General features: G+C 36.9%; 14 protein-coding genes and 1 tRNA gene. 12 read left to right on the top strand and 3 right to left on the bottom strand.

Annotated features, from left to right (window positions below; all coding sequences use genetic code 11):
* Positions 1 to 77 precede the first annotated feature (77 nt).
* The 4 genes from rpmD to map all read left to right on the top strand — a co-directional run bounded on the left by rpmD (position 78) and on the right by map (position 3,131).
* Positions 78 to 260 carry a 50S ribosomal protein L30 gene (rpmD, locus tag ACQ334_RS07060; protein ID WP_430987479.1) on the top strand — a complete coding sequence of 61 codons (183 nt, stop codon included), beginning with the start codon at positions 78 to 80 and terminating at the stop codon, positions 258 to 260.
* A gap of 119 nt (positions 261 to 379) precedes the next feature.
* Positions 380 to 829 (top strand): 50S ribosomal protein L15, encoded by a 450-nt coding sequence (gene rplO, locus ACQ334_RS07055; protein ID WP_430987478.1) that lies wholly within the window; start codon positions 380 to 382, stop codon positions 827 to 829.
* A gap of 75 nt (positions 830 to 904) precedes the next feature.
* Entirely contained in the window at positions 905 to 2,248 is a 1,344-nt protein-coding gene (gene secY, locus ACQ334_RS07050) for a preprotein translocase subunit SecY (RefSeq protein ID WP_430987477.1), read from the top strand.
* An 82-nt stretch (positions 2,249 to 2,330) separates the two neighbouring features.
* Positions 2,331 to 3,131 (top strand): type I methionyl aminopeptidase, encoded by an 801-nt coding sequence (gene map, locus ACQ334_RS07045; protein WP_430987476.1) that lies wholly within the window; start codon positions 2,331 to 2,333, stop codon positions 3,129 to 3,131.
* A 110-nt stretch (positions 3,132 to 3,241) separates the two neighbouring features.
* Here the strand turns inward: map and ACQ334_RS07040 are convergent, their stop codons facing one another.
* A complete protein-coding gene (locus tag ACQ334_RS07040; protein WP_430987475.1) occupies positions 3,242 to 3,832 on the bottom strand; it encodes a YiiX/YebB-like N1pC/P60 family cysteine hydrolase in 591 nt (196 codons plus the stop codon).
* Positions 3,833 to 3,886: 54 nt separating this feature from the next.
* Here ACQ334_RS07040 and ACQ334_RS07035 point away from each other — a divergent pair, with 54 nt between their 5' ends.
* The 8 genes from ACQ334_RS07035 (at position 3,887) to ACQ334_RS07000 (ending at position 12,029) form a co-directional block, all read left to right on the top strand.
* Positions 3,887 to 5,119 (top strand): NAD(P)/FAD-dependent oxidoreductase, encoded by a 1,233-nt coding sequence (locus ACQ334_RS07035; RefSeq protein ID WP_430987474.1) that lies wholly within the window; start codon positions 3,887 to 3,889, stop codon positions 5,117 to 5,119.
* 162 nt (positions 5,120 to 5,281) lie between these two features.
* Positions 5,282 to 6,382, top strand: a complete 1,101-nt coding sequence (locus ACQ334_RS07030; RefSeq protein ID WP_430987473.1) for an LptF/LptG family permease — start codon at positions 5,282 to 5,284, stop codon at positions 6,380 to 6,382.
* Between the two features lie 185 nt (positions 6,383 to 6,567).
* Positions 6,568 to 7,893, top strand: a complete 1,326-nt coding sequence (locus ACQ334_RS07025; RefSeq protein ID WP_430987472.1) for a citrate (Si)-synthase, eukaryotic — start codon at positions 6,568 to 6,570, stop codon at positions 7,891 to 7,893.
* Between the two features lie 96 nt (positions 7,894 to 7,989).
* A tRNA-Ala gene (locus tag ACQ334_RS07020) sits at positions 7,990 to 8,063 on the top strand.
* Between the two features lie 279 nt (positions 8,064 to 8,342).
* A complete protein-coding gene (locus ACQ334_RS07015) occupies positions 8,343 to 8,591 on the top strand; it encodes a hypothetical protein (RefSeq protein ID WP_430987471.1) in 249 nt (82 codons plus the stop codon).
* Entirely contained in the window at positions 8,588 to 9,589 is a 1,002-nt protein-coding gene (locus ACQ334_RS07010) for a hypothetical protein (RefSeq protein ID WP_430987470.1), read from the top strand. The genes ACQ334_RS07015 and ACQ334_RS07010 overlap by 4 nt, the downstream gene beginning before the upstream one ends.
* Positions 9,590 to 9,710: 121 nt before the next feature.
* A complete protein-coding gene (locus ACQ334_RS07005) occupies positions 9,711 to 10,406 on the top strand; it encodes an SDR family NAD(P)-dependent oxidoreductase (RefSeq protein WP_430987469.1) in 696 nt (231 codons plus the stop codon).
* 207 nt (positions 10,407 to 10,613) lie between these two features.
* A complete protein-coding gene (locus ACQ334_RS07000) occupies positions 10,614 to 12,029 on the top strand; it encodes an MBL fold metallo-hydrolase (protein WP_430987468.1) in 1,416 nt (471 codons plus the stop codon).
* A 73-nt stretch (positions 12,030 to 12,102) separates the two neighbouring features.
* Here the strand turns inward: ACQ334_RS07000 and ACQ334_RS06995 are convergent, their stop codons facing one another.
* Complete coding sequence (locus tag ACQ334_RS06995; RefSeq protein WP_430987467.1) at positions 12,103 to 12,600, bottom strand: hydrogenase maturation protease; 498 nt, start codon at positions 12,598 to 12,600, stop codon at positions 12,103 to 12,105.
* Entirely contained in the window at positions 12,584 to 13,342 is a 759-nt protein-coding gene (cybH, locus tag ACQ334_RS06990) for a Ni/Fe-hydrogenase, b-type cytochrome subunit (RefSeq protein ID WP_430987466.1), read from the bottom strand. The genes ACQ334_RS06995 and cybH overlap by 17 nt, the downstream gene beginning before the upstream one ends.
* Positions 13,343 to 13,351 lie beyond the last annotated feature (9 nt).

Raw genomic sequence — 13,351 nt, 5'->3', positions numbered from 1 at the left:
GTAAGTACTAAGTAGTAAGTAATAAGCAATTGGTTTTATACTTACCTCTTATAACTTATCACTTACAACTTAATAAAATGAAAAAGATAAAAGTAACACAAGTAAAAAGTGTAATCGACAGATCTGAGCGCCAGAAAAGAACAATGGTAGCTTTAGGTTTAAGAAAGATGAATGCTTCTGTAGAGGTGGATGCTACTCCTCAGATATTAGGTATGGTTACTAAAGTTAGCCACCTGGTAAAAGTGGAAGAACTGGCTTAAGCAATGGATAATTGATAATGAGTTAACGGATAATTTTCTCTGACTCAACATTATTAATTAAAACATTATTAATTACAAAAGCGAGGGGTGATTCCCCGTAAGTACAAAATCAACATACAATGAAATTACATACTTTAAGACCTGCGAAAGGCGCAACACACAAAGAAAAAAGAATTGGCCGTGGTGAGGCAAGCGGTAAAGGTGGTACATCTACTAAAGGTAATAAAGGCGGACAGAGCCGTGCTGGTTACAAAAGCAAAAAGGCTCATGAAGGTGGCCAGATGCCAATTCAACGCCGTATACCAAAACGTGGTTTCAAAAACAATAATCGTATTGAATTCAAAGTATTAAATATTGGTCAGATCGATCATCTTTCTGAAAAATACGGTATCACAGAATTTAATTTACAGAATTTATATATCAATGGATTGATCAGTCAGTTTGATAGTGTAAAAGTTTTAGCTAACGGAGAGATAAAGGGTAAATTTACTTTTAAAGTAAATGCGATAAGCGAAAAAGCTAAAGTTGCTATTGAAGCTGCCGGAGGTTCTGTTGAGATAGTTAAATAATTTCACGATATTTGCAGACCCCGCCTGGCGGGGTCATTTTTAATTAGCGCAAAACATTTAAATCGGTTTAAATCTGTGAAGAAGTTTATAAAAACACTTAAGAATATCTGGAGTATTGAGGAGTTGCGTAATAAGATCACTTTTACGTTATTGCTTATCTTCATTTATATAGTAGGTACGCATATCGTGTTACCTGGTATCAATCCTAATACTTTAGTTGACCTGCAAAAGGGGAATGCAAAAACCTCGGGTGGGTTGCTGGGTTTACTTGATACTTTTGTAGGCGGTTCTTTTAACAGAGCCTCTATTTTTGCATTGGGTATCATGCCCTACATTTCTGCGTCTATCTTCATGCAATTGATGACGATCCTGGTTCCCCAGATTGCAAAAATTCAGAAAGAAGGTGAAAGCGGCAGAAAGAAAATCAACCAGTGGACACGTTACCTTACTGTAGGTGTTACTGCATTTCAGGCTGTAGCGTATATCAGCTTTTTAACTTCTACTTACGGTTCTGCAATTATTCCAGCTTATGGTGCTACTTTCTTTAAATTGTCAACTGTAGTTATTCTTACAGTAGGTACTTTATTTGTAATGTGGTTAGGTGAAAAAATTACTGATAAAGGTTTAGGTAATGGTACTTCTATAATTATCATGATTGGTATCTTAGGTAGATTACCTCAGGCTATTGTACAGGAATGGGCAGCAAGAACAACAAGAGGCGCAGGTGGTTTGTTAATCATGATGATTGAAATTGTATTCCTTATTGCAGTGATCATGGGATTGATCATGCTGATACAGGGAACAAGAAGAGTGCCTGTTAACTATGCAAAACAAATTGTGGGTAATCGCCAGTTTGGTGGTGCAAGAAACTTTTTACCATTAAAAGTAAATGCTTCCGGTGTAATGCCGATCATTTTTGCGCAAGCGATATTATTCCTGATAGCTTTTATTACAGGTTTGGGTAAAACAACACAGGCTAGTTTCTTAAACGATCATAAGAACGTTTGGTACATGCTTATTTATTCAGTAGCAGTTATTGCCTTTACGTTTTTATATACAGCGTTAATATTCAATCCTAAGCAAATGGCTGATGAATTGAAGCGTAACAATGGCTTTATTCCGGGTGTAAAACCTGGTCAGCCAACTGCAGACTATATAGGAACTATCATGGATAGAATTACTTTACCTGGTGCTGTATTATTAGCATTCGTTGGTATCCTGCCAGGTCTTTGTCAATTAGCATTTGTTGATATGACACAGGGATTCTCTACTTTCTTTGGTGGTACATCTTTGTTGATCATGGTGGGTGTTATACTGGATACACTACAGCAAATTGAAACACAATTATTAATGCGTCAGTATGATGGATTAATGAGCAGCGGAAGAGTTCAGGGAAGACAAGCTGCAACAACAATTTAATTTACGTTTTCCCCTTTTGGGGACTTAAAAAATAATTAAGCCCCGACAAAAAATGTCGGGGTTTGTTTTAAATGAAAAATAAATGATTCACTATAAATCAAAGGAAGAGATAGAACTGATGAGAGAAAGCAGTTTACTGGTTAGTAAAACATTGGCTGAAGTGGCAAAGATCATCAGGCCCGGCATTTCTACACTTGAACTGGACCAGTTTGCCGAAAAATTTATACTGGATAATAAAGCCCTTCCATCTTTTAAAGGTTACCAGGATTTTCCCTATGCTTGCTGCATATCTGTTAATGACGCTGTGGTACATGGCTTTCCTACTAAAGATGTTTTAAAAGACGGGGATATTGTTTCTGTTGACGTAGGGGTTTTTAAAAATGGCTTTCATGGTGATAGCGCTTATACGTTTGCGGTAGGCACTGTCAGCAACGAAGTGAAACAATTATTAAGGGTAACAAAAGAATCTTTATACAAAGGCATTGAAAAAGCGATACATGGTAACCGGGTAGGTGATATTGCTTATGCAGTACAACAACATACCGAAAAGGAATATGGGTATGGTGTAGTAAGAGAACTGGTAGGGCATGGTTTGGGTAGAAAATTACACGAAGATCCGCAAGTGCCCAACTATGGCAAAAGAGGTACAGGTGCTAAATTGAAAGAAGGTATGGTGATTGCAATTGAACCAATGATCAACCTGGGAACAAAAAATGTTTTTCACGATAAAGATGGCTGGACGATAAGAACAGAGGACGGTAAACCTGCAGCACATTACGAACACAATATCTGCATTCGAAGAGGCAAAGCTGATATACTATCTTCTTTTGAAGAAATAGAAGCAGCGGAAAAAGCCAATCCAAATCTTTGCTCGGATTATTAAGCGTGATACGTGAGTGGGGAGTCGTGAGTGTGACGCACCACTCACTCATAGTACTGCTGCTATTTGAAAGGTCTGTATTTACTCAGGTCTGACGATTCACGCCTCACGAATCAAAGTATCCTGTACCTCATCTCTACTCTTTCATCTGTCCATATTTTTTCGGGGCTTATATACGTGTCTTTATATTGAATGATAACGCCGGCTTTTGCAAAAATATCCCTTACCAATTCACTGCAGATATAATTACGGTTTCTTTCCCTTTTACTGATGTGAAATAAAATGCGGATCATGATACGTACAATTTCAAAATTATCGTAGGGCCTTGCTAATTCATCTAATCCAAAGCTGATACCCCGATTCAATTTTTCTTTTTCAACATCAATATTTAATTGAGCAATAGTAATCTGCCCTTTATAAGGCCGCTTTTTATCTTTATAATCATGTAAATATTTTGATAATGGAATTAACCTGATCCCAACATTAGGCTCTGCTTCTAAAACCAATACTCTTCCTAATACTTCATCTTTATAAATAACCGCCACATGGCTCCAGGTGCTTTTGGTGAGGTTTTGAATAATACCCGAAAAAGCGTAGCTGCCACTGCTGAAAAAAATATCACCGGTTTTAATATGCTCCCTTATTTTTTCATAAGGGATTACGGGAATTTCTTTTAATTGCTTTTTTGTAATGGAGTTTGCCATCTTACAGTTTGGAGTTTAGTTGTACTTTTAATGGTCAAGATACAAAATAGACTGATGAATAAAAAACACCTGGTAGTGATTGGCGGCGGAGCAGCAGGATTTTTTTGTGCTGCAAATGCTGCACGAATGAATCCCGGATTGGAAGTAACGCTTGTAGAAAAAAGCAGTAAGTTATTAAGTAAGGTAAAAGTAAGTGGTGGCGGCCGTTGTAATGTAACACATGCCTGCTTCAGTATTGCTGAGATGATAAAAAAATATCCTCGGGGCGCTTCATTCCTGAAAAAAGCATTTCATCATTTTTTTACAACAGATACTATACAATGGTTTAAAGAAAGAGGGGTGGAGCTGAAAACAGAAGCTGATGGCAGAATGTTTCCGGTTACCAATTCTTCTCAAACTATTATTGATTGCCTTATGAAAGAGGTAAATAAATACAGCGTAAATATCATAATGAATGCAGAAGTTAAAACATTATTGGTACAACAGCCACAGTTTGAAGTTGCATTAGCAGGTAATAAAATTTTGCAGGCAGATTATGTTTGCATTGCCAGTGGGGGATATCCTAAAACAATCCAGTTTGAATGGTTAAAAAACCTGCAGCATACTATAGAAGAACCGGTTCCTTCTTTATTTACATTTAATATGCCGGGTAATGCCATTACTGCATTAATGGGAGTAACAGTTGAAAATGTGGTGGTAAAAATCGCAGGTACAAAGCTGATGGAGCAGGGCCCGTTATTAATAACTCATTGGGGCATGAGTGGCCCTGCAGTTTTAAAACTTTCTGCATGGGGAGCAAGGGAATTACAAACTAAGAATTATACGTTTAAGATAATGGTGAACTGGATTCCGGAGTTTAATGAAAATACGCTGAGAGAAAAAATGCAGCAGCTTCGGTTTGATATAGCAACACAAAAAATAATTAACCGCAACCCATTTTTATTGCCCGGCAGGTTATGGGAATATTTATTACAACAATCAGGTATTGCACCGGATCTGCGCTGGGCCGATCTGCCGGCTGCCAATCAAAATAAACTGATCAAAAATTTATGCGTACAGGAATTTGAAGTAAAAGGTAAAACCACATTTAAAGAAGAATTTGTAACTGCAGGCGGCATACAATTAAGCGACATTGATTATAATACCATGCAAAGCAAAAAAATACCCGGCCTGTTCTTTGCCGGCGAAGTAATTAATGTGGATGGGGTAACCGGTGGATTTAATTTTCAAAATGCATGGACAACGGGCTGGATCGCAGCAAAAGCTATAAGTAGTGCAGGAGGTTAGAGTTTTAGGGTTTAGAAGTTTAGGATGTACCACTCAACTCTAAACGCCTCAACTCTTAAACCAGTATGAATCTTCACAAATAGTTACAAATATGCTTTTTTACACTAGCCCTTTTTGCTCTACATTTGCTGGGGCAAAAACAAACTGCCGGGGCTGATTACAATGTTTAAAAAAATCGACCGCTACATATTATTTAAATTTCTTTCTACATTTTTCTTTTGCCTTTTATTAATGACGGCAATTGTGGTAGTGGTAGATGTAAGTGAGCACACAGATGATTTTGTAAAATCCAAACTGCCGGCATCAAGAATAATTACCGATTTTTATTTTGGCTTTATTCCAAGGATTGATGCCATGCTGTTTCCTTTATTTACATTTATTGCGGTGATATTTTTTACATCCAAAATGGCTACCCGTTCAGAAGTAGTGGCTATTTTAAGCAGCGGTGTAAGCTTCAGGCGTTTTCTTGTGCCCTATTTAACGGGCGGTTTATTCCTGGCAATTATTTTATGGTTCGGTTATCAATATGTAGTGCCTAAGGCCAATAAAAAATGGGGCGATTTTGAAGCAAAATATATTGATCCGAATTTTGGAAGTACCCCTAATGGCAGCAACACTTTTAAACAACACTTGTATTTCAGGAATGATACCAATACCTATATTGGTATCAGAACCTACGATACCATTTCCAGGGTTGGCAGCGGATTTTTTGTACAACGTTTTGCCAACAATAAATTATTATACAATTTAAGAGCAGATAATTTTAACTGGGATACCAGTGCTAAAAAATGGAAACTGGATAATGTATCGGAAAGAAGCATTAATGGTATTGCAGAAGATGTAAAGCATTCACCAACTTTACTGATGAGCTATAATTTTAAACCGCTGGATCTGCGCAGGGATGAGTATATGAAAGACCAGATGCCCACCCCGGAGTTAAACCGGTTTATCAAACAGGAAAAGATAAGAGGCTCCGAAGGGCTGAGTGCGTTGTTAGTAGAGCGCTACAACAGGGATGCCATTCCCGTATCCGTTTTAATTCTTACTGTTATTGGAGCAGTATTGGCTTCCCGTAAAGTAAGAGGAGGCAGTGGATTGCACCTGGCATTAGGTGTTGTTATCAGCGTACTGTATATTTTATTCAGCCGGTTTACAATTGTGTTTGCAACCAAGGGTAGTTTTACTCCTTTTCTTGCTGCCTGGACGCCCAATATTGTCTTCGGAATACTGGCTTTTTATCTTTACAAAAAAGCTCCTAAATAACTTCTGGTTATTGTAAAAAAGTAAATGGGAACTGAATTACTCTTTTGCATTACAATCTTGAAACTTTCTTTTAAAACTTTTGTTTAACAGGGCGGCGCATCGTAATTTTAAGCATCTTTTAATGAACCATTCATTTTGTTGTTAAAAGTATCAGGTACTTTACATTTATAAATTTCAATTGCGGTATGGGAATTATTAAAGACAAATTCAAAGCGAAATCAGAGATTGTTGCTGCGGAAATTAAAGACCTGCTGAAAGAGCATGGCAATAAAAAGATTGGCGAAGTTACATTGAGCCAGATTTACCAGGGCATGCGTGGCATGACCGGCCTTGTAACTGAAACATCTTTATTGGATGCACAGGAAGGTATTCGCTTTCGTGGTTACACTATACCCGAACTGCAACAGAAACTGCCTAAAGCACCAAAAGGTTCAGAGCCTTTGCCGGAAGGATTGTTTCATTTAATGCTGGTGGGGGAATTGCCATCTGAAGAAGATGTGCAGCATATTACCAATGTATGGCAACGCCGCAGCCATGTGCCTAATCATGTGTTTGACACCATTGAAGCATTACCCGTATCTACTCACCCGATGACACAGTTTGTGGTAGCTATTATGGCTTTGCAAACTGAAAGCCAGTTTAGCAAGAACTATGCAGCAGGCATGAACAAGAAAGATTACTGGGATGCCGTGTTTGATGATTCAATGGATCTGATAGCACGACTGCCAAGAGTTGCAGCTTATATCTATCGCAGAAAATATAAAAACGGAGAACATATTCAGCCTAATGGCTTGTTAGATTGGTCCGGTAATTTTGCTCACATGATGGGTTATGATGACGAATCCTTTAAAGAGCTGATGCGTTTATATATGACTATTCATGCTGATCATGAAGGCGGTAATGTATCTGCTCATACCACACACCTTGTAGGTTCTGCATTAAGCGACCCCTATTTAAGTTTTGCTGCAGGTATGAATGGCCTGGCTGGCCCATTGCATGGTTTGGCCAACCAGGAAGTGATCAAGTGGATCTATGAATTGAGAGAAGAAATCGGGAGTGACCTTCCTTCAAAAACACAGATAGAAGAATATGTAAAAAAGACTTTAACCGAAGGAAAAGTTGTACCAGGATACGGCCATGCAGTATTACGCAAAACAGATCCCCGCTTTACTGCTCAAATGGAATTTGGCAAAAAACACATGCCGGATGATGCCTTGGTACAAACCGTTTGGAATATCTATGATGCGGTGCCACCAATCTTACAATCTTTAGGTAAGATAAAAAACCCATGGCCGAATGTAGATGCACATAGCGGCGCCCTGTTAGTGCACTATGGTATGGTGGAATATGAATTTTATACCGTGTTATTTGGTGTTTCAAGAGCACTGGGTGTATTAGCCAGCTTAATTTGGGACAGGGCATTAGCCTTCCCATTAGAAAGGCCAAAATCTGTAACTACCGACCTGGTGAAAAAATGGCTGGATGGTAAGGACGAGATTTGGGGAGATTAAAAAACTTAATTTTTTATAGTAAAGCCCGGCATAATAAAATGCCGGGCTTTTATTTTTGGACACAACTGATAGCCACTATATATTTGCAATCCATTTGGGGGGTTAGCTCAGTTGGCTAGAGCGCTTGCATGGCATGCAAGAGGTCGTCGGTTCGACCCCGATACTCTCCACGAAAAATCATATCCCACTTCGGTGGGATTTTTTGTGCACTATGTTTTTATTTAAATTGAAATATTTGTAACTGAATATTTAGTATTCTCAGACTTTGTGAATTCTAAAAAAAGAAATTAGATATTTATATTAAGGAGATCAATATTACTATGTTGTAAGACAGCTAAAAAAGATGTATTACTGTTTCAAGAACCTTTATAATAATCACATTTGTTCCTCACTCCGCTACCTTCTTAATCCTTGCAAAATAGTAGTAAATTTGTTTTAAACAGAACATCATGATTAAGATTGATTTAAATGAATTGATAGTAAAACATAAAGGCTGGGCTTTTTTTATTGCTGCTGTCATCGTTGCTATTATTGCACTAGAAGTTTATAAGGTTTATAAACCGGTATCAGACAGTAAAGAAAATCAAAATTCTAGCTTGACACCCGACACCAGTAGCACAAAATCATCAATCATTCAAGTTCATTCGGGGAATGGAGATAATGTTGGTGGAAATAAAACCACTAATAAAGAAAAATGAGATATTTATCTTTACTTATTTTATTTGCATTTAATTCTGTTTCTGCACAAAAAACAGTTCAGGTTCATAATGGGAAAGGTGATAATGTTGCAGGCAACAAGAATATTAAAAATGTCAAGAATATCTATAAAACATATCAATCTAAAGGGGACGAAAAGAATGTATTAAATTTTTCAAAGTATATAGATGTTGGTAGGGAAATTAGAATTGTATTTGGTACGAATTCAACAACTGTTGATTATAAATATTTAATTCTGGGCTTTGATTTGGGAGAGTTTCTTGATTTTATAAGCAAGGGTGAGTTTAAATTGAGAGTGAGCGAAAAGAAATTGTATGTGAATGCAAAAATATTTGCTTTTGATGAAAAATATATAGCTGTTATAAAGGACAATGAATTAATTTCTCCTGAAAAATATCACATAACTAAGACAGATAGTTCAATTCAAATATTTGATGAATATTATTATCCCACATTTCAACTTCAATTCTTCAAAAAGTATAATTGTATTTACATTGGAGGGATATTTAATACTTCAAGAGGATATACTATGTTTTCTCCAAAAGGCACTTTTGGAATGACAGGATACAATAAATTGCTCTTAAGCCAAGCTTCAAGAGATAGTATTTTATTGGAATACAAAAAGGATGCTGAAAATATTAAACCTTTAGATGAAATTCAAGAAGAATTAAATAAAGAGTTTAGTAAATTTGGTAATGCACCTCTTAAAAAACAAAATATACTAAATAACATTTCATCGCAGTTATGTAACTGTATTATGAGGTCAAAAGATACTCTTAAAACAAGAGATGATTTTTTTAAATCAATTAAGAATTGTTACAAAGGGATTAGTCCAGAAAATCTTAATAAACTATTTAAAGAACAAGAACTAGACATAAATTCAAACGATGATAATGGTCGGATGAAAGATTTGTTATTATCCAAGCTTCATATAAACTGTGAAGGCTATGAAAAATTATTGTCAAAGCTTAAAAATTGATTTTTTGTTGGTAATATTTTTTTTGATAATGTTTTATTCTTGTTCATGTATATTGACACAATGGTATAAAATTCTGTATTCCCTTCTTTATTATTTTTGTTATCAATAAAAACAACTTTCTATGTTAAACAAAACAGCAATCGTAACAGGCGCCTCAGGCAATATGGGCCAGGCGGTAGTAAAAAAATTTTTAGCAGAAGGATACAATGTGGTGGGAACGATCGTACCCAATGATCCTGCACCATTTGATATTGCAGATGATAAATTGGAGAAAGTAGTGGTTGATCTGATGAGCGAAGACGATGCAGAAAAATTTGTACATAATGTAGTGACTAAGTATGGTACAGTGGATGCAGTAGTGGCAACTGTAGGTGGCTTTGCAATGGGTACTGTTGCCAACACAAAAACATCCGACATTTATAAACAATACAAATTGAATTTTGAAACGGCTTATAATGTTGCCCGACCGGCTTTTGTACAAATGCTGGAACAGAAAAGCGGCAGAATTTTTTTAATTGGTTCCAAACCCGGATTAAGTGCAGTGAATGGTAAAGGAATGATTGCTTATGGTTTGGGTAAATCATTAATTTTTCGTTTGGCAGAATTAATGAATGCAGAAGCAAAAGGAACCGGTGTGGTTACCAGCGTGGTGGTACCCAGTACAATTGATACACCGCAAAACCGCAAAGCCATGCCCGATGCAGATGTAAGTGCCTGGGTAAAACCCGAAGCTATCGCAGCAGCAATTTATTTTTATTGTACTCCTGATGCGGCAGTGTTAAGAGAGCCGGTGATAAAAGTTTATAATAACGGGTAAATCTTCTTCTGCAGAAAAAAATAATTGTGACAGGTTGCCGGATTTTTATCCGGCAATTTATTTTAACTGCTATTGTAATACACTAATAAAAAGAATGACCCTCCTCATATTGCCAACTGATAACTATCACTAAAACCAGCGCTGCCATAACTATCATAAAACTGAAACTTGTTGCATTTTTGTACAGTAAATAAAAATATTGTACTGATGAAAGTTGAACAAATTTATACCGCCTGTATTGCTCATGCTGCATATTATGTGGAGAGTAAAGGCGAGGCTGCCATATTTGATCCCTTAAGAGAAGTGCAACCTTATATTGACAGGGCCGCTAAAGACAATGCCCTGATAAAATATGTTTTTGAAACGCATTTTCATGCAGATTTTGTAAGCGGCCACTTAGACCTGGTGAAAAAGACCGGGGCAAAAATTGTTTTTGGTCCTACAGCAAAGCCGGCTTACGAAGCCATAGTTGCTGAAGATAACCAGGTATTTAAAGTGGGGGATATAAGTATTAAAGTATTGCATACACCGGGCCATACCATGGAGAGCAGTACTTATTTACTCATTGATGAAAATGGAAAAGAACATGGCATCATCACCGGTGATACTTTATTTATTGGAGATGTTGGGAGGCCCGATCTGGCACAACATGTAATTGCAGAATTAACCGAAGAAAAATTAGCAGGTTATTTATTTGATTCTTTGCGAAATAAAATAATGCCTTTGAGTGATGAACTTATTGTTTATCCTAACCACGGAGCAGGTAGTGCCTGCGGTAAAATGATGAGTAAAGAAACCACAGATACATTAGGGCATCAGAAGAAAGTAAATTATGCACTAGATCCTACTTTAACTAAAGAAGAATTTATTAAAGTATTACTTAACGGGTTAACAACACCACCGGTTTATTTTCCACAAAATGTATTGTTGAATATTAAAGGATATGAAAGCCTGGATACTATCATGGAAAGAGGAAAACAGCCTATGAGTGTAACTGGATTTGAAATAGCAGCCGATGAAACCGATACAATAATTCTTGATACAAGAACCGCTGCCGAATTTGCCCGGGGATTTATTCCCGGTAGTATCAACATTGGTATTGATGGTAATTTTGCACAGTGGGTGGGAGAAATGATAAACAATGTGCAACAAAAAATACTTTTAGTTACTGAACCTGGCACAGAAGAAGAATGTATTATACGTTTGGCAAGAGTTGGTAATGATAATACACTGGGATATTTGAAAAATGGTTTTGCCGCATGGAAAAATGCCGGCAAACAATATGAAACCATCAACAGGTTAACAGCTGCGGAATTTGAAAAAAAATATACAGCAGAACAATTGCTGGTATTTGATATAAGAAAGAAAAGTGAATTTGATACACAGCATGTGGTTGACGCTATTAACATACCGCTTAACCAGGTTGAAAAACGTTTGGCAGCATTTCCTGCCAATAAATCGTTTGTTTTATACTGTGCAGGTGGTTACAGAAGTATGATAGCCGCATCAATACTCAAGCTGGCAGGATGGAATGATTTTGCAGATGTAACAGGAGGCTTTGCCGAAATTGTAAAAACAGGTGTGCCTAAAACAGAGTATGTATGCCCCACTACTTTATTATAGAGATCAATATTTTTTATAACAAACAGCCCTGAATTTCCGGGCTGTTTTGGTAAGGTAAGTGGAAGTAAATTTTTTATGCAGCAAGAATTTCTTTTTGTTTTGCTTCCTGCCCGAGGTTAGTAAGCAGTGTTTTTATTTTAGTCATCAGTAATGGCATTGCCTTTTCTATATCGCTTGTTAAAGTTATTCCTTGTTGCTGCAAGCTTTCAATACTCATAACAAATAAATGTATTACCGGCATTTTCCCCATAAACTGCAATGCGCTCACCATATCTTTTAAACCAATATCGTGGGTGCTCATTGCTTTTGGAAAGTCCTGTGCAAAGCGTGGCTTTATTAACCGGATAGTTCCGTTAGGATTATTATCTAATGTGGCATCAATTAAAATAATTGTTTCATAACCTTCAAAATAACCTAGCAAGTGAAAGCCACCGGTGCCACCATCTACAACATCAACATAAGATGGTAAGTTTTCTTGTTGCAATCTTTCAGCTGCATGTACACCTACGCCTTCATCACCCATTAAGTAATTGCCAATACCTAATATCAAAATTTTATTTTGCTGCGGCATCTTTATCTTTTGAAGTTTTCTTTTCGGGGTTTGGTGTTTGATGATGGTTTCTTTCAAAGGTTTCTTCTTCAATAAATTTCCATCCACCGCCCATACTGCTCATTTCTCCACGGCCTTCTACATAATCATGATAGAATACGAGGTACACATGTATTATTACAAACAGAATAAAGAACCACATACTCCAGTGATGAATTTGCCGGGTTAAAATATCGCCGCCAAACATGGCAGGCACCCAGGCAAATAATTTAGGAAACCACCAGGTGCTCATGGCTGCATATAGTCCAAAACCAGTAAGACATTGTATTAAAAATGCGATGAACGTCAAAAAATAAATAAATCCGGCCATTGCATTGTGCCCGATGCTCATGTGTTCTTTTCCTTTCAGCATTAAAATATCCATGCGGAAAACATACCACATCTCTTTAAAAAATTTTTTTGAGATGGGAAGGAATTGGCGCCAGCTGGCATATTTATTTCCTACAAAGCCCCAATAGATGCGAAATAAAAAATTAAAGAAGAATATATAAGCGGCTGCAAAATGAACATAACGTACCCAACCCATGGTGTAGGTATTGGTAGCATCTTTATGGCTTTGCAATGCTAATGGGTTGGCCATATAAAAACCGGTGGCTATCAATACAAGCAAAACCAGTGCATTTAACCAATGATAAATCCTTACCGGTTGTTCCCATACATATACCCTGCGAAGCCGGTGTACCCGTAAATGTTTTTGTAACATAAAAAATAT

The sequence above is a fragment of the Ferruginibacter sp. SUN106 genome (genome assembly GCF_050611765.1).
In the GTDB taxonomy this organism is placed as follows: Bacteria; Bacteroidota; Bacteroidia; order Chitinophagales; family Chitinophagaceae; genus Ferruginibacter.
Note: the sequence above shows the minus strand (reverse complement) of the source record. Positions and strands in the feature narration are given on the sequence as shown.

Coding starts and splice junctions, on each gene's coding strand:
- rpmD (WP_430987479.1), top strand. CDS start 78: ATGAAAAAGATAAAAGTAACACAAGTAAAAAGTGTAATCGACAGATCT.
- rplO (WP_430987478.1), top strand. CDS start 380: ATGAAATTACATACTTTAAGACCTGCGAAAGGCGCAACACACAAAGAA.
- map (WP_430987476.1), top strand. CDS start 2,331: ATGATTCACTATAAATCAAAGGAAGAGATAGAACTGATGAGAGAAAGC.
- ACQ334_RS07040 (WP_430987475.1), bottom strand. CDS start 3,832: ATGGCAAACTCCATTACAAAAAAGCAATTAAAAGAAATTCCCGTAATC.
- ACQ334_RS07035 (WP_430987474.1), top strand. CDS start 3,887: ATGAATAAAAAACACCTGGTAGTGATTGGCGGCGGAGCAGCAGGATTT.
- ACQ334_RS07030 (WP_430987473.1), top strand. CDS start 5,282: ATGTTTAAAAAAATCGACCGCTACATATTATTTAAATTTCTTTCTACA.
- ACQ334_RS07025 (WP_430987472.1), top strand. CDS start 6,568: ATGGGAATTATTAAAGACAAATTCAAAGCGAAATCAGAGATTGTTGCT.
- ACQ334_RS07015 (WP_430987471.1), top strand. CDS start 8,343: ATGATTAAGATTGATTTAAATGAATTGATAGTAAAACATAAAGGCTGG.
- ACQ334_RS07010 (WP_430987470.1), top strand. CDS start 8,588: ATGAGATATTTATCTTTACTTATTTTATTTGCATTTAATTCTGTTTCT.
- ACQ334_RS07005 (WP_430987469.1), top strand. CDS start 9,711: ATGTTAAACAAAACAGCAATCGTAACAGGCGCCTCAGGCAATATGGGC.
- ACQ334_RS07000 (WP_430987468.1), top strand. CDS start 10,614: ATGAAAGTTGAACAAATTTATACCGCCTGTATTGCTCATGCTGCATAT.
- ACQ334_RS06995 (WP_430987467.1), bottom strand. CDS start 12,600: ATGCCGCAGCAAAATAAAATTTTGATATTAGGTATTGGCAATTACTTA.
- cybH (WP_430987466.1), bottom strand. CDS start 13,342: ATGTTACAAAAACATTTACGGGTACACCGGCTTCGCAGGGTATATGTA.